This is a genomic window from Paenibacillus sp. HGF5 (assembly GCF_000204455.1).
Classification (GTDB): domain Bacteria; phylum Bacillota; class Bacilli; order Paenibacillales; family Paenibacillaceae; genus Paenibacillus_AQ; species Paenibacillus_AQ lautus_A.
In genome coordinates this window covers 1-16,691 of record NZ_AEXS01000071.1, presented here as the reverse complement: position 1 = coordinate 16,691, position 16,691 = coordinate 1, and the positions used below count along the sequence as shown (strand labels likewise).

General features: G+C 53.0%; 14 protein-coding genes. 10 read left to right on the top strand and 4 right to left on the bottom strand.

Annotated features, from left to right (window positions below):
* The 9 genes from HMPREF9412_RS12280 to HMPREF9412_RS12240 form a co-directional block, all read left to right on the top strand.
* The coding region (locus tag HMPREF9412_RS12280) for an iron-containing alcohol dehydrogenase (protein ID WP_009591839.1) at nt 1-1,022 on the top strand (1,022 nt) is incomplete at its 5' end.
* 203 nt (nt 1,023-1,225) lie between these two features.
* Nucleotides 1,226-1,759 (top strand): hypothetical protein, encoded by a 534-nt coding sequence (locus HMPREF9412_RS12275; RefSeq protein WP_009591830.1) that lies wholly within the window; start codon nt 1,226-1,228, stop codon nt 1,757-1,759.
* Between the two features lie 4 nt (nt 1,760-1,763).
* Entirely contained in the window at nt 1,764-3,293 is a 1,530-nt protein-coding gene (locus HMPREF9412_RS12270; protein ID WP_009591831.1) for a flotillin family protein, read from the top strand.
* Nucleotides 3,294-3,441: 148 nt separating this feature from the next.
* The gene (gene glcT, locus HMPREF9412_RS12265; protein ID WP_009591837.1) at nt 3,442-4,299 is read left to right on the top strand and encodes a glucose PTS transporter transcription antiterminator GlcT; all 858 of its coding nucleotides are present in this window, start codon (nt 3,442-3,444) and stop codon (nt 4,297-4,299) included.
* 282 nt (nt 4,300-4,581) lie between these two features.
* On the top strand, nt 4,582-6,663 hold the full coding sequence (gene ptsG / locus HMPREF9412_RS12260) for a glucose-specific PTS transporter subunit IIBC (protein WP_009591833.1): 2,082 nt from the start codon (nt 4,582-4,584) through the stop codon (nt 6,661-6,663).
* Nucleotides 6,664-6,721: 58 nt separating this feature from the next.
* Nucleotides 6,722-6,997 carry an HPr family phosphocarrier protein gene (locus tag HMPREF9412_RS12255; RefSeq protein ID WP_009591829.1) on the top strand — a complete coding sequence of 92 codons (276 nt, stop codon included), beginning with the start codon at nt 6,722-6,724 and terminating at the stop codon, nt 6,995-6,997.
* On the top strand, nt 6,990-8,711 hold the full coding sequence (gene ptsP / locus HMPREF9412_RS12250; RefSeq protein WP_009591838.1) for a phosphoenolpyruvate--protein phosphotransferase: 1,722 nt from the start codon (nt 6,990-6,992) through the stop codon (nt 8,709-8,711). The genes HMPREF9412_RS12255 and ptsP overlap by 8 nt, the downstream gene beginning before the upstream one ends.
* Before the next feature lie 334 nt (nt 8,712-9,045).
* A complete protein-coding gene (gene pulA, locus HMPREF9412_RS12245; RefSeq protein ID WP_441295369.1) occupies nt 9,046-11,406 on the top strand; it encodes a type I pullulanase in 2,361 nt (786 codons plus the stop codon).
* 186 nt (nt 11,407-11,592) lie between these two features.
* Complete coding sequence (locus HMPREF9412_RS12240) at nt 11,593-12,225, top strand: 50S ribosomal protein L25 (protein ID WP_009591836.1); 633 nt, start codon at nt 11,593-11,595, stop codon at nt 12,223-12,225.
* A 78-nt stretch (nt 12,226-12,303) separates the two neighbouring features.
* On the opposite strand, the gene HMPREF9412_RS12235 is transcribed toward HMPREF9412_RS12240, so the two are convergent.
* The 4 genes from HMPREF9412_RS12235 to kduI form a co-directional block, all read right to left on the bottom strand.
* The gene (locus tag HMPREF9412_RS12235) at nt 12,304-13,188 is read right to left on the bottom strand and encodes a transporter substrate-binding domain-containing protein (RefSeq protein ID WP_009591840.1); all 885 of its coding nucleotides are present in this window, start codon (nt 13,186-13,188) and stop codon (nt 12,304-12,306) included.
* A 262-nt stretch (nt 13,189-13,450) separates the two neighbouring features.
* A complete protein-coding gene (gene kduD, locus HMPREF9412_RS12230) occupies nt 13,451-14,203 on the bottom strand; it encodes a 2-dehydro-3-deoxy-D-gluconate 5-dehydrogenase KduD (protein WP_009591832.1) in 753 nt (250 codons plus the stop codon).
* A 91-nt stretch (nt 14,204-14,294) separates the two neighbouring features.
* On the bottom strand, nt 14,295-15,044 hold the full coding sequence (locus tag HMPREF9412_RS12225) for a DeoR/GlpR family DNA-binding transcription regulator (protein WP_009591827.1): 750 nt from the start codon (nt 15,042-15,044) through the stop codon (nt 14,295-14,297).
* A 40-nt stretch (nt 15,045-15,084) separates the two neighbouring features.
* Nucleotides 15,085-15,918 (bottom strand): 5-dehydro-4-deoxy-D-glucuronate isomerase, encoded by an 834-nt coding sequence (kduI, locus tag HMPREF9412_RS12220; RefSeq protein WP_009591835.1) that lies wholly within the window; start codon nt 15,916-15,918, stop codon nt 15,085-15,087.
* A 281-nt stretch (nt 15,919-16,199) separates the two neighbouring features.
* Here kduI and HMPREF9412_RS12215 point away from each other — a divergent pair.
* On the top strand, nt 16,200-16,691 hold a 492-nt coding region (locus HMPREF9412_RS12215), incomplete at its 3' end, for a glycerophosphodiester phosphodiesterase (RefSeq protein WP_009591828.1).

The window sequence follows — 16,691 nt, the reverse complement described above, 5'->3', positions numbered from 1 at the left end:
ACGATCAGGTCATCGCCTTGCTGAAAGAAGCGAATGCGGTGGTGACGGAGCTTGCCGGGGTGGAACCGAACCCGCGCCTGTCAACGGTACATAAAGGAGTGGAGTTGTGCCGGGAGCATCACATTGACCTCATTTTGGCCGTCGGCGGCGGAAGCGTCCTCGACTGCTCCAAAGCGATTGCCGTAGGGGCCAAGTATGACGGAGATATGTGGGATTTCGTAGAGCGCAAAGCCTTACCGCAAGCGGGTCTGCCGCTTGGAACGGTGCTTACGATGGCCGCAACGGGATCGGAGATGAACGGCGGCTCCGTCATCACCAATGAAGTGACCCAAGAGAAGATGGGCTGGGGCAGCCCGCATGCTTATCCCGCATTTTCGATCCTGGACCCTGTGCATACATTCTCCCTTCCCCGGGATCAAACGGTGTACGGTATCGTGGATATCATGTCCCACGTACTGGAGCACTACTTCCACCAAGATACCAATACGCCGGTACAGGACGGGTTCTGCGAAACGATTCTTCGAACCGTTATCGAAACGGCGCCGAAGCTGGTTGAGGACCTGGAGAACTATGAGCACCGCGAGACGATCATGTACTGCGGGACGATGGCGCTGAACGGGATGATCAACATGGGTATGGCCGGCGACTGGGGAACCCATAACATCGAGCACGCGGTGTCTGCCGTATATGACATTCCGCACGGCGGGGGCCTGGCGATCCTGTTCCCGAACTGGATGAAATATAATCTGAACGCGGATCCTCAGCGCTTCAAGTCGCTTGCCGTGAATGTATTCGGTGTTGATGCAGCCGGAAAAAGCGATGAAGCGGCCGGACTGGAAGGAATCGAGGCGCTTCGCCGCTTCTGGACTTCCATCGGTGCGCCGAGCACGCTGGGAGATTACGATATCGACGATCGCGAGATCGGGTCCATGGCCGATAAAGCGATGCGCTTCGGTCCTTTTGGCAACTTCCGCAAGCTGCAGCGCGAGGACGTCGTTGAAATCTATCGGATGTCGTTATAGGGGTTGTCCTGTCGTTAGCTGACAAGGAATAGAAAATGGTTTTAAAGCCTGCCGGTTCAAGCCGTGCAGGCTTTTTTGCTGGGGCGTCGAATATAGATATGAAGAGATTTTCATACGTTTGAGGCAAATAATTGAAACTTTAGCAAACATTTTGCCGTATTACTTGTTATACACAGTAAGGAATTCCAGAGGGGGCAATCAACATGGAAGCGTTATATTGGGGCTGTCTGATCGGAGGCGTGATCTTCGCCATCGTAACCGTGGTGCTAGGCGACATACTTAGCTCGGCGCTTGACGGATTGTTGGACTTTTTGTCAGTGGATTTTTTCAATCCGGTTGTGATCGCTGGGGGAATCACCGTATTCGGCGGAACCGGAATCATGCTGACGAAATACACGGATTTGGCGGCAGGTGCCCATGTAACGCTATCTGTCTTGGCGGCCATCGTCATTTCGATTCTCGTCTACTTCGGGTACGTGAAGCCGATGGAGAACAGCGAGAACTCGACGGGCTTCTCCATCAAGGAGCTTGCGGGCAGGATCGGCGTAGTCACGGTGCCGCTTCCTGCTGAAGGATTCGGGGAAGTGATGGTCAAGGTCGGCGCAGGCAACACGATGCACATTGCCTCCAGCTTTGATCGTCAAACGCTTCCGGCAGGTGTCCGCGTGGTGGTTGTCGACATTGTTGATGGCGTCCTGAGGGTGTCCGAACTGGAAGAACGAAAAGGAGAGGATTGATTCAATGCCAGAGTACTTAGTAATTCCGTCGATTGTTGTAGGCGTCATTGTCGTGTTAGGACTTGCGTTCTGGGCCCGCTACAAAACGGTGAGCCCGGATGAAGCGATGATTGTCACCGGTTCTTTTTTGGGAAGCAAAAATTTGTCGGAGGACGAATCCGGCCGCAAAATCAAAATCGTGCGCGGCGGCGGCGCTTTTATACTCCCCGTGTTTCAGCGCTCCGAATTCGTATCGCTCTTATCTCATAAACTGGATGTCATGACGCCTGAAGTGTACACGGAGCAGGGCGTGCCGGTTATGGCTGACGGGGTGGCCATCATTAAAGTGGGAAGCTCGATCGAAGATGTGGCGACTGCAGCCGAGCAATTCATGGGCAAGCCCATTGAAGCGCTGAAGGGTGAAGCCCAGGAGGTGCTGGAAGGCCATCTTCGCGCCATTCTCGGTTCCATGACAGTAGAGGAAGTATATCGTAACCGCGACAAGTTCGCGCAGGAAGTTCAGGGGGTTGCAGCAAGAGACCTGAAGAAGATGGGTCTGCAGATCGTCTCCTTTACCATTAAGGACGTTCGCGATAAGCACGGATATCTGGAAGCGCTTGGTAAACCGCGGATTGCTACGGTCAAGCGGGATGCGGAGATTGCCGAAGCCGAAGCGATGCGGGATGCTCGGATTCAGAAGGCGCGCGCAGAAGAAGAAGGACAGAAGGCCGAGGTCGTACGCGATACCAATATCGCGGAAGCCGAGAAGGAACGTGAGCTGAAGGTCGCGTCCTTTAAGAAGGAGCAGGATACGGCGAAGGCCGAAGCGGACCAAGCTTATCATATTCAGGAAGCCCGTGCCAGACAAACGGTGGTCGAGGAGCAGATGAAGGTTGAGCTCGTTCGTAAGGAACGCGAAATCGATCTGCAGGAAAAAGAAATCATGGTTCGCGAGAAGCAGTATGACGCGGACGTGAAGAAAAAAGCCGAAGCGGATCGCTATGCCGTTGAGCAGGCCGCCGAAGCGGATAAAGCCCGGAAGATGCGCGAAGCGGATGCTGTGCAATACTCCATCGAAACGCAGGCCAAAGCGTCTGCCGAACAGAAGCGCCTTGACGGTATGGCGGTTGCGGATGCAGAGCGCGCGAAAGGTACGGCCGAAGCCGAGGTCATCCGCCTGCGCGGTATTGCCGAAGCTGATGCCAAAGAGAAGCTGGCCGAAGCGTTCCAGAAGTTCGGCGAGGCTGCTGTGCTCGATATCATCGTGAAAATGCTGCCTGAGCTTGCCGGCAAGATTGCTCAGCCGATCTCGTCCATCGACAAGCTGACGGTTGTCGATACGGGCAAAGGCGAAGGAGCGGCTCGCGTGAGCAATTATGTGACCGAGCTGATGTCCACGGCGCCTGAGATGCTGAAAAGTGTGTCCGGGATTGACGTGGAGGATCTCATTAAGGGATTAACAACGAAAAAATCCGCCACGGCTCAAAAGCCGGTGTCAATCGAGCAGGAGCTTGTACCGGTCCCTGTAGAGACAAGTGCCGCTAAGGAAGAGTAGATCAAGCGTAAGCAGGGCCGGAATACATGGTGGCAGGCAGCGGTACGGCACCTTGAAGACTTTGGCAACCACAAATGATTTTGCCGCGCTCTTATATTTCTGATAAGATATCCGAGTATACGCGTATGAATCAAAAAGAGGTGCGAACGTGAGCAGCTTACAAGTGGCTAAAGTGTTGAACAATAATGTAATCATAGCGAAGCATCCTCAACATGGCGAGGTTGTTGTTATCGGCAAGGGCATCGGCTTTAACCGGAAGAATAAAGACCGTATCCCTGCCGCCGCTGCCGAGAAGATGTTCATTTTGACCAAACCGGAGGAGCAGGAGCAGTATAAGCAGCTGGTGCCTCACATCGACGAGAAGCTGATTGAGGCGATGAATGATATTATTCTGAATGCCGCCAAGTCCAGCAACGCTCCTCTGAATGAGCATATCCACATTGCCTTGACGGACCATATCGCATTTGCCATTAAACGCCATGCCCAAGGTCTTTATATCCACAATCCTTTTTTATACGAAACCAAAGAGATGTACCCTGAAGAGTACGAGATGGCCGAATATGCCGTCCGTACCATTCGGGAGAAGCTCGGTGTTGACTTAGGCGAAGAAGAAATCGGATTCATTGCCTTACATTTTCATGGTGCGCTTACGAACCAGCATATTTCCGAGGTCCGCAAGCACTCGGAGCTGATCGCGGACCTGGTGCATACCGTCGAGCAGCAGCTGGAGTACGCCATTCCGAGGGATACGCTGGATTATTCCCGATTGCTGACGCACCTCCGGTTTGCGTTGGAGCGGATTCGGCGGGGAGAAGCGGTGAACGAGACGAGTTCGCTTGACGGCCTTCTGAAGCGTGAATATCCCGAGACATATTCCTTGGCATGGAAGTTGACCAAGATGATGGAGCAGCGGCTGAAGAAACCCGTCTATCCCGCTGAGGCCGGTTATTTGACCATTCATTTGGAACGGTTGGTCCAGCGTAAAGAGCAGGGCGAGCAAATGTGAAGATTTTATTAAGTCCCTTACCATGTGGTTGCAACGATAAATGAACGGTGTTACAATACGAACAGTTATGAACCATAAAACTTCAAATCCAACGTGTAACTGATTCGATCAGGCATGAGTATTGCAGGAATTTGGTTGTTATTACCCATTTTTGGGTAATCTAATCCATGAGATTAGCCATCCATTTACCTGTGGTCACTCATGCCTTTTTTGGTTTGATGGTTTTATGATGATCTACCTGCAGCTTGTGATAACAACTAGAGACAGAGGGTGAGAATTTTCATGTTTAAGCGGCTTTTTGGCGTACTGCAAAGGGTCGGTAAAGCTCTGATGCTGCCAGTGGCCATATTGCCGGCGGCCGGACTATTGCTCGGTCTTGGAAATATGCTGGTCAACCCCGATTTCCTGCAATATGCACCTTGGCTGGATGCGGCCTGGGTTCAAGCGGCTGCCACGGTCATGATGAATGCGGGACAAATCGTATTCACGAACCTATCCTTGCTGTTTGCAGTGGGGGTTGCGGTCGGTTTGGCCGGAGGTGAAGGCGTTGCGGGACTGGCCGCGATCATCGGTTACCTTGTCATGAACGTCACCATGGGCAGCGTGATCGGCGTGACGCCGGCCATGGTCGGCACGAATTATGAATATGCCAGCGTGCTTGGCATTCCGACGTTGGCTACCGGGGTATTCGGCGGAATTATCGTCGGTATATTGGCAGCCAGCATGTACCGACGGTTTTTCAAAATCGAGCTTCCGTCCTATCTGGGCTTTTTTGCAGGAAAACGTTTTGTTCCGATTATGACGGCCGCAACGTCCGTTTTGCTTGGTCTGTTGATGGTGTTTATATGGCCGCCGATCCAGTCGGCGCTTAACACGGCATCGCATTTCATGCTGGAACAAAATCTGACGCTGTCCGCTTTTGTGTTCGGCGTCGTGGAACGCGGATTGATTCCGTTTGGCCTGCACCACATCTTCTACTCCCCGTTCTGGTTTGAATTCGGGGAATACCTGAACCAGGCAGGACAATTGGTTCGAGGGGACCAGAACATATTCATGGCCCAGCTTCGGGACGGCGTCGAGTTTACGGCAGGCACCTTCATGACGGGTAAGTATCCGTTCATGATGTTCGGTCTCCCTGCGGCTGCGCTTGCCATCTATCATGAGGCAAGACCGGAGAACAAAAAGTTCGTGGCCGGCATCATGGGGTCTGCGGCGCTGACTTCCTTCTTGACCGGGATCACGGAACCGCTTGAGTTCTCGTTCCTGTTCGTAGCACCGATCCTGTTCGCCGTGCATGCGCTGTTTGCCGGCCTGTCCTTCATGACCATGCATATTTTGGGCACCAAAATCGGCATGACATTCTCCGGCGGCCTGATCGACTACATGATCTTCGGTGTCATTCCGAACCGGACGCCATGGTGGAATGTTCTCATCGTGGGTGCTATTATGGCTGTAATCTATTACTTCGGCTTCCGTTTTGTCATTCGGAAATTCAATCTGAGGACGCCGGGGCGCGAGGAAGCTACGACGACCGAGCCGGAATCAGGCTCCGGGGCAGCGGGCGCTGGCAGTAAAAATGATCTGCCGTATAATATCCTGACTGCACTGGGCGGCCAGCCTAACATCGCGCATCTGGATGCATGCATCACTCGTCTGCGCGTAGAGGTAAAAGACAAGGGCCATGTCGATAAGGCAAGGCTGAAGCAGCTGGGTGCGTCTGGCGTGCTGGAGGTGGGGAATAATATCCAGGCGATATTTGGAACCCGTTCCGATACGATCAAATCGCAAATCCAGGACATCATGTCGGGAATAACGCCGACCACTGCACCTCAAGCGGCTGCTCCGGAGACGATGCCGACAGCTCAAGAGGAACAGCAGGCCGGACATGACGGGGAAACGCTCGTTATGGAGGAAATCGTATCGCCGGCCGATGGAGAGCTTATGGATATTTCCCATGTGCCTGACCCCGTGTTTGCCGAACGGATGACAGGTGATGGATTTGCGATCGTGCCTCATAACGGAACGATTGTGTCTCCCGTTAACGGCACCGTGTTCAATGTGTTCCCCAGCAAGCATGCCGTCGGCATTATGTCGGATGGCGGCAAGGAAGTGCTTGTCCATATCGGCGTCAATACCGTTAAGCTGAAAGGGCAAGGATTTGAAGTCCTTGTGCAAGAGGGGGACCTGGTCTCCACGGGTCAACCGATCATGCAAGTGGATCTGGATTATGTAAAGGAAAATGCCAAATCGATCATTTCTCCTATTATCTTCTCGAATCTGCCGGAGGGAGCTTCCGTGAAGCTGAACAAGACCGGTGAAGTAAAAAGCGGCGAGGAAGGGATCATTACCATATTGAAACCTTAACCTCACGATGGTTTCCAGGATTCTAAAAATTAAAATATACGAAAGTAGGATGATGAACATGCAACAAACATTCAGAATTATTGACGAAGACGGAATTCACGCACGCCCGGCAACCGCATTGGTGAATACGGCTAACAAATTCCAGGATACCAACTCTTTTGCCGAAGCTAACGGCAAAAAAGTAACGCTGAAGTCGATTCTGGGCGTTCTGTCCCTCGGATTGGAGCAAGGCGACACATTGACACTGATCACGGAAGGCGGCAATGAAAGCGAGGCGCTGACAGCATTGCAAGAAGTGATGGTGAACGAAGGGCTAGGCGAGCTTCATGAATAATTTGAAAGGTATCGCGGCTTCCGCAGGTATCGCGATAGCACGTGTTTTTACGCTGGAGCATCCGGATTATTCCGTCTCGGAGAAGCAAGTGACGGACACGGATGCGGAGCTCGCGAAGCTGGATGCGGCTTTGGCCCAGTCACAGGCTGAGCTGGAAGCGATCAAAGCCCGCACGCTTCAGGAACTCGGGGAGAAGAAGGCTGAGATTTTCGAATCTCACCTTCTCATCCTGAATGATCCCGAATTGATTGAACCGGTCAAGGCGAAAATCGCTTCCGAATCGGTTAACGCGGAATATGCGTTGAACGAAACGGCAACCCAGTTCATTCAAATGTTCGAGAACATGAAGAGCGCCTACTTGCAGGAGCGAGCAGCGGATATGCGCGACGTCACCAAGCGCATCCTGAAGCATCTGCTCGGCTTGAATTATGTCAGCCCTTCGGAGATCAGCGAAGAAGTGATCGTGGTTGCAGAGGATTTGACTCCGTCGGATACCGCGCAATTGAACCGGAACTACGTTAAGGGCTTCACGACGAATATCGGCGGACGTACCTCGCACTCCGCCATCATGGCCCGTTCACTTGAAATTCCGGCTGTCGTCGGGACGAAGAACGTGCTCTCTGCGGTCCAAAACGGGGATTTGATCATCGTTGACGGATTGGAAGGGGATGTCATCGTTAATCCTACGGAAGCCATCGTAGAACAATACCGTGCGAAGCAGGACGCCTATGCCAAGCAGGTGGAGGAGTGGAAGAAGCTGCGCTCCGAACCGACGGTTTCCAAGGACGGAATCCATGTGGAGCTGGCTGCCAACATCGGGACACCGAATGATGTGGCCGGCGTGCTGGAGAACGGCGGAGAAGCCGTAGGATTGTACCGTACAGAATTCCTGTACATGGGCAGAGACAAACTTCCTTCCGAAGAGATCCAGTATGTCGCTTACAAATCGGTTTTGGAGAAAATGGAAGGCAAGCCGGTTGTTGTTCGCACGCTTGATATCGGCGGGGATAAGGAGCTGCCGTATCTGGATCTTCCCAAGGAAATGAATCCGTTCCTCGGATTCCGTGCCGTCAGATTGTGCCTGGACCGCCAGGATATTTTCAGAACACAGCTTCGGGCACTGCTGCGTGCAAGCGTCCACGGAAACCTGCGAATCATGTTTCCCATGATAGCGACACTGGGCGAGTTCCGCGAAGCCAAAGCACTTCTGGAGGAAGAAAAGGCTAAGCTTATAAGCGAAGGCATTCCAGTATCCGAAGAAATCCAGCTGGGCATCATGGTGGAGATTCCATCTACCGCCGTGCTTGCCGATCAATTTGCCAAAGAGGTGGATTTCTTCAGCATCGGAACCAATGACCTGATTCAATACACGATGGCCGCCGACCGCATGAATGAACGGGTTGCGTATCTATACCAGCCATACAATCCGGCGATTCTGCGACTGGTTAAAATGGTCATCGATGCCGCCCATCGCGAAGGCCGCTGGGTAGGCATGTGCGGCGAAATGGCCGGCGACGCGACTGCTATTCCGATTCTGCTCGGTCTGGGGCTGGATGAGTTCAGCATGAGCGCCACCTCCATTCTGCCGGCTCGCAGCCAGATCGGGAAGCTGTCCCGCAGCGATATGCAGGCACTTTCAGCCAAAGCGCTTGAAATGGGTACCGCAGAGGAAGTAGTGGCTCTGGTGGAATCCATTGAGGCTGCAGCCGAGTAAGAAGGAAGACAACGTACAACTTGATCGATCCCTGCAGTGTCGTATTACGTTTGTTTCTGGGGACTCTACCAATCTTTTTCCACGATAGCATCACATTGACAACATCTGTCCATAGCGGACAGATGTTTTTTTGTCAAAAGAAAGACACCGGGCATATTTGCTAGTATAATAGCCTAAATATATAGTGAATTGGCCTGGAACCCAAACCAATTCAGGGCTTTTGGCATACCATGATATATGAAAGCGTTCTAAATTCATGTGCTAGAGGTCTGTCTTATGATTCAGGCGCCCATACTAGGAAGTAAATCTACTATAAGTGACGGTGACGATGAGTATGGACATGATCAAGAGCTGCACAAGCGTTAAGCTGGGAGCGACCTACCGAAGAGAGGGAACGGCCTTTCAGGTATGGGCTCCGGATGCGGTTAATGTAAAGCTGGCTTTATATGATGGTCCGGGAGAATATAACGAGCAGGGTCTTGTGACGGATCACGAGGGTGGTACGCTGTATGCGATGGTCCGGAATGAGGACGGCGTATGGTCGGCTCAGGTAAACTGTGATCTTCATGGAACTTATTATATGTACCGAATCGAATCTGCGGAGGGGGCCGTCTGTTATGCCGTTGACCCTTATGCAACCGCTGTGTCCGCGAATGGCTGCCGCAGCGCGGTGGTCGACCTGGCGAAGAGCAATCCGCCGGGGTGGGAGCAGGATGTTAGACCCAACCTGCTAAAGCCTACGGATTCGGTGCTCTATGAGCTGCATGTACGCGATTTCTCGATCCATACGGATTCGGGAATGAAATATAGAGGAAAATACAAGGCATTTACGGAGGGCGGTCTGCGAGACTCCGAAGGAAACGCCCTTGGTCTGGATCATCTTGAAGAATTGGGTGTGACCCATGTGCATCTGCTGCCGGTATTTGATTTTCGGACGGTCAATGAGCTGGACGGATATGCAAGCGGGCGCTTAAGCCGCGAGTATAATTGGGGCTACGATCCGCAGAATTACAATGTGCCTGAAGGTTCGTATGCAACAGATCCCATGGATCCGATCGTGCGCATCCGGGAGCTGAAGGAGATGGTTTTGGCGCTCCATGCAAGGGGAATCCGCGTCGTCATGGATGTGGTTTACAACCATACGTATACGGTGGACGACGGCCCGTTCGAACGATTGGCGCCGGGGTACTTCTATCGCAAGGACGGATACGGGAATCTATCGAACGGTTCGGGCGTAGGGAATGAGCTGGCCACGGAGAAGCCGATGGTGCGCAAATACATCAAGGATTCGTTAAAATACTGGGCCGAGGAATATCATATCGATGGTTTCCGGTTTGATCTGATGGCTCTGATCGATACAACGACGATAAAAGAGATCGTAAGCGAGCTGCGCCGAGAGGTCGACCGTTCTCTCTTGTTCTATGGTGAGCCATGGACGGGAGGAATGAGCCCGTTAACGGAGCAAACCGTCAAGGGAAGCCAGAAGGGTCAAGGCTTCGCCGTATTTAATGATCATTTCCGGCATGCCATCAAGGGGGACAATGACGGGCGCGGCCGAGGGTTTGCTACGGGCGAGCCATGGTACGAAGGGGCCGTCGTTGAAGGAATGATGGGCTCGATCCATGATTTTGCGCTCCACCCGGAGGAAACGGTGAATTATGTCACCGTGCACGACAATTTGAATCTGTGGGACAAAATTTTAGTGGCGCAAGGCATGGAAGAGCAGGCAGGGCTTCTCCGTTTGACGGATGGGAAGCTGGTTAACGGAGGAGATGTATGGCAGGCAACCGCTGCGTCCACACCCTATGCCGGCATACCCGATGAAGATGTGATGTCGGCTGCGGCCGTGCGCCGGAGCTTGCTGGCTAACGGCATCGTGCTGCTCTCCCAGGGGATTCCGCTGCTGCATGCGGGCGATGAGCTGCTGCGCACGAAATACGGCGATCATAACAGCTACCGCAGCGGGGACGCCATCAATGCCATTCGCTGGTCCAATAAGCGACGCTTCAAACCGGTGTTCGATTATTACAGAGGTCTTATCGCCCTGCGAAAAGCCCATCCGGCGTTCCGGATGGCGTCAAGAGAAGAGATCGAAGGCCATATGGAAGTGCTGCGAAGCAGCGATCGGATCATCGCTTACCGCCTTACGAAGCCAGCCGAACAAGGCAGCTGGGGGCAAATCGTCGTCATCGTTAACGGCAATGAACATGAAATGCCGGTGGATCTGCCGCCTACCCCTTACCGCTGGAACATCGTGGTGAATGATCGTCAGGCGGGAACGGATACGATCCAGGCGCTGGATCAAGGGAAGGCAGTCGTTCAAGGTCTGTCGCTCATGGTGTTATATGAGGATCTGGCCCAGATGAAACAGGGGTTGACGGCCGTTGAGATCGAATATGAGAGACGCGACCAAGGGTACGAGGGCTGGAACGTATGGGTATGGGGAACGGGCGTGAAGGATGGCAGCATTCCATTCTCCCTCACGGACAGCGGCAGGGCGCGGGCGGTCTTCTACGCGGCTTCCGGAACCGATCGGATCGGCTGTATCGTCAGGCTGAATGATTGGGAGGACCGGGAAGGCGAGAAGGATTGGTTTATCGATATTCCGCCGGATGAAGCAGAGGTTCGGATTGCGCTGCGAAGCGGTCTAAGCGAAGACAGCGACACTAAAGAGCAGCGGGATATCGCCAGTTAAAATAGGATGAAATAACAAGGAGCCCTTTCCATGGTGAAAAGGGCTCTTATTTACATATTTTCAAAAGGGGTACTCTTTATTACCCGCTGCATTGTCATTTAAAACATCGAAATTCCATGATTAGTTAGCAGGTAAATAGGGTAATAATGAGATAGACTTTGTTTTCGATAAAGGAGGATGTCACTCATGTCAAAAGGAAACACAGTTCAACTCAAAGCTAATGTGCGTGATGAATTTACCCGGGCTTCTCGCCGAGAGCTTCGCGAAAGCGGCGGACTTCCCGGTGTTGTATACGGTGCGGGGGAGGAAAGCATCCCCGTAGCTGTAGATTTCAAGGATACGGCCAAGCTGTTCCACACCGGGCGTTCCGAGGTGTTTCAGCTAGATATTCCGGGCTCTGGCAAAGTGCCGGTGTTGATTAAGGATATTCAGAAGAGACGCGGCAACGTATCCCATGTGGACTTCCTGCGCATCTCCATGAACAAGCCGGTTCGTGTCAGCATCCCTGTGGATTATCAGGGTACTGCTGCCGGAACGAAGTCCGGGGGCATCCTGCAAACTCAGGTCACGGAAATCGAAGTAGAGGGTTTGCCGGGCGATCTGCCAACTACCCTGGAAGCGGATGTATCCACGCTGGAGATTGGGGACAAGCTCACGGTAGCTGATCTTAAGGTGCCGGAGGGTATCACATTACACGCTTCGGAAGAGGAAATTCTAGCCACGGTCATCGTGCCTCGCGCGGTGGAGGCGGCGGAGACCGAGGGTGAAGCGGACGCTGAGGAAGCGAATGCGGAAGAGGCCAAAACCGAAGAATCATAATAAGCATGATAAAAAGGCGCTTGCTTTGCTGGTATCCAGCAGGGCAAGCGCCTTTTTTGGCGCAAGGTAGGAATGGCTTTATTTAACCTTGCGGTCATGAATGCCTTTGTAACTGATCGGAGCGTCCCCGAAGTATTTGTTCCATATGGTCAAATACGTTCCATCCTGCTGCATGGTAGCCAGGGCATTATCCACGGCCGCCACGAGATCCGGATTCCCTTTCACAAAGGCTGCGGAAATCTCGGATACTTGATCGGCGGATTCGGCGGCAGCGACCGGCATTTCCGGGAACTGCTGCTTCAGGTTGGTCACCGATAGCTGGTCCGAAATGACGGCATCCAGGTCTCCATTTGCGAGCTTGTTAGCGGCGTCGGATATATATTTAATCGGGACCGCTTCCGCTCCGTACCGCTTGGCCATATCCTTATAGATTCCGGTTGGGTTCAGGCCGACGCGCTTGCCCTTGATATCCGAGAAGGTACGGATCTGAGCTTTGCCCGAGGAATGAACCAGGAGGACGGGGGTAGAGGATAAGTAAGCGACGGAAAAATCATAGAGCGCCCGCCGGTCCGGCCGGTCTTCGATCTGGTTGAAGACGGCGTCGTATTTACCTTCCGTCAGCCCTGGCAGCAGATTCTCCCACTCGGTCTCAACGAATTCGGCCTTTAGCTCCATATGACGGGCAACCTCTTCAGCGATTTCCACATCGAATCCCGTAAGTATTCCGCCTGTACCATGGTAACTGAAAGGGGGATAATCCCGTTCCGTGGCGATTCGCAGGGTTCCGCGTTCCACGGCATTCCGAAGCAGGAAGCCGGTGTTCACCCGGTATGGATTAACGCCCATGTTCGGGGACGGGACCCGGTCGTTGCTGTTCACCGTACAGCCGCTAAGCACAATGGAACCGAAGAGAGAAAGCAAGCAGACAAGACTGACATAACGTATCGATTTTGTTCCGCGCATGACTCCAAAAACCATCCTTTCTTTATTCACGGTCCTTCGAGGCCCATTTCGTAAAGTTAGCATGTCCCAAAGGATGGTTCATATATTCGCGAAATGTCAGTGCCCGGCCATAATAAAGCGTACTAATTCTACGTAAGAGTAAACGAACAAAAGAGGCCTTGCCTCCTCCGGCTGCAACAGCAGCAGAAAGCGCAAGGCCTCTTATCGCTAGAATCGGTTGGAGCTCACTCCGGCAAAACTTAAAGATAACGCCGTTTCCTGGTTAACGGGCCATCCATCCGCCGTCCACGCATAACACATGCCCGTTCATGTAATCCGAAGCGGCGGAAGCGAGGAACACGGCAGGGCCTCCGATATCCTCGGGCTTGCCCCAGCGTCCGGCCGGAATGCGGTCCGTAATGGACGTGCGGCGATCCTCGTCCTGACGGATGGCTGCCGTGTTATCGGTTTCGATGTAACCGGGAGCAATGCCGTTCACCTGGATGCCGCTGGCTGCCCATTCGTTGGCCAAAGCCTTGGTTAAGCCGGCAACGCCATGCTTGCTCGCCGTGTAACCAGGCACGTTGATTCCGCCTTGGTAGGACAGCATGGAGCAAATGTTAATGATCTTGCCGCTGCCGCGTTCGATCATATGTCTCCCGGCCAGTTGGGACAGCAAAAATACGGTGTTCAAATTCAAGTCGATCACGTCAAGCCAATCCTGCACGCCGTGATCCTTGGCCGGGGTCCGGCGGATAATGCCGGCATTGTTTACCAGAATGTCCACATGCCCGGTCAGCTCCAGCGCTTGATCAAAGGTCTGCTGAAGTTTGCTTTGATCGCTTAAATCGACCCGAATCTCGGAGGCTTTTCTGCCGAATCCCTTGATGGCTTCAATCGTTTCGGCGCTTGTATTCATGGACACGGCAACGATATCCGCGCCGGCCTCGGCCAGCGCTATGGCGATGCCTTGCCCCAGTCCGCGGGCCGAGCCGGTGACGATCGCCGTTTTGCCTGATAAATCAAACCTGTTCATGCTCCGTTATTCCCCTCTCATATGTTCGCTAAATGGATGCAGTACGAAACTAGGCGGTTCGTTATAGAGGTAAGAGTCTCAAAGCTGGCGGTTACAGCATGGTAACGCCGGCTCCCTCGTATTGCTTTACCGTCCCGGGAGACAGCCCCGCATCGGTCATGATGCCGCTGATCTCCTGCAAGGATGAAAAAGTCCGTAAGGCCGTCTGACCGAATTTATGATGATCGACTACGGCATAAACCTCCGCCGAGGTTTCGATTAAGGCCCGTTTGAACGGAATCAAATCCCCGGTATAGATGGACAATCCATGGTCAAGATGGACGCCCGTGGCGGATATAAAGGCTTTTTGAATGTTCAGCTGCGTTACGTACGCTACGCCTTCCGGGCCTGCGAGCATGTTCCGCACCCGGTAGCCCCCCGGAACGACCAGCCGGATATGATTCTTGGTCGCCAGCTCGCTGATGATATAGACATCGTTCGTAATGACCGTTAACGGCATATCCTCCAGCCTGCGGGCGATCTCCAGCGTGGTGCTGCCGCCGTCAAGGGCAATGATGTCGTCCGTGTTGATATGCTTCAGTGCCTTCTGCGCGATTTCGGTCTTCTCATCCGGGTGCTTGGCCAGCGGTTCTTTTGAGGGCAGGATGCCGAATTGGTCGCTGTGGGCCAGCACGGCACCGCCGTGCACGCGGACGATCAGGCCCTGCTCCTCGAGCTTGGTCAAATCCTCGCGAATGGTTTTTCCGGTTACCTGAAGCTGCTGGCTCAAATCGGCGACGGTCACTTCTTTATGGGTTAGAAGGTACTCCATTATTTTTTCATAACGTCGTAACGGGTTCATATGGTTCTCAACTCTTCCGTGGGTTAATGGATATTCCCCTCTATTTTAAATCCTTCATGGACACGGGGTCCATATCATCATAACGTTTGTTGTCCCCTGCCATGCCCCAGATAAAGGTATAGTTGCTTGTGCCCACTCCGCTGTGGATCGACCAGCTCGGCGAAATCACGGCCTGTTCGTTGCGCATGACGATGTGGCGAGTTTCGCTTGGTTCACCCATCAGATGGATGGCAACCGCATCCTCCGGCAAGTCAAAATAAAGATACGCCTCCATGCGTCTTGGATGCGTATGGGCAGGCATCGTGTTCCACATGTTCCCTTCCTTCAGCAGGGTCATGCCCATGACAAGCTGGGCACTCTGAATGCCTTTTTGATGAATGAAGCGATAGATCACGCGATCATTGGAATTTTTGATGTCACCCAAAGCGCTGGAATCGGCTTCTTCAAGGGTGGCTTTGGCCGTCGGGAACGATTGGTGGGCCGGCGCCGAATTCAAATAGAATTTGGCAGGATTGGCCGGATCGGTGCTTTGGAAAATGACCTCTTCGGTCCCCATGCCAACGTACAGGCATTCTTTGTTGTTCAGCTCATGCTCCGTCCCGTCAACCAGGACGGTACCGTGTCCGCCGATATTGATGATGCCAAGCTCACGGCGCTCAAGGAAAGAGGAAACGCCCAGCTCTTTAAGGTCGGTATCCAGCTTGACCTGCTCCCGTACGGGTGCGGCACCCCCGATAATCAAACGGTCTTCATGCGTCAGGACCAGCTCCAGCTTGTCGGGCGTAAACAGGACGGGTATATGGAATTCCTTGCGAAGCCGTTCCGTGTCAAATTGTTTCACTTCATTCGGATGTGAGGCATAACGTCTTTCCATTGCATGTCATCTCCTTAAGAGTCATTTTATAATCCATTTATAACGTTCATATAAGTACAAATTACTCCATTTACGTTCATATTACAATAGCCAAAATCCAGAATGAACGAATTGTTGAGCCTTGAAAAGCCGTTTTCCTCCATTTTTACCGACTGAAAAGGGGGAGGAAAGGGAAGAATTAGCTTGAGAAGATATGACAAAGGATGAGCGGACGAACAAGGCTCCTCTAGTTTAAGAAGTTATAAAGCGATCAAAGCAGGACTAGGAGATGGGAAGCCCCTATGAAACGAATGATGGTTATCTTTGCTGCTCTGCTGGCAGTAACCGGTTCCCAAACGGCAGCCGACGTGCCTCATTATCCATTTCATCAAGCCAGGGAACGGGAGGCCTGGATCAGGTCCGGGGATGATCGCGACCAGTCCTGGGTCAATATCGCCCATCGGGGGGCGTCGGGTTATGCGCCTGAGAATACGATGGCTTCGTTTGTCAAAGCGTTTGACATGGGAGCGGATATGCTGGAGCTGGATGTTCAGCTGAGCAAGGATGGAGAAGTCGTGGTGATCCATGATTCCACGGTTGAGCGAACCACCGACGGGCAAGGAGAAGTGGGCGGCCTAACCTTGGAGGAGCTGCGGCGGCTGGATGCGGGTTCGTGGTACGATTCGTCGTTCAAAGGAGAAGTCATTCCGACATTGGCGGAGGTGCTTGAGCACTTCGGTAGCCGGATCGGCTTGCTGATCGAATTGAAATCGCCCTCCCGGTACCCGGGCATT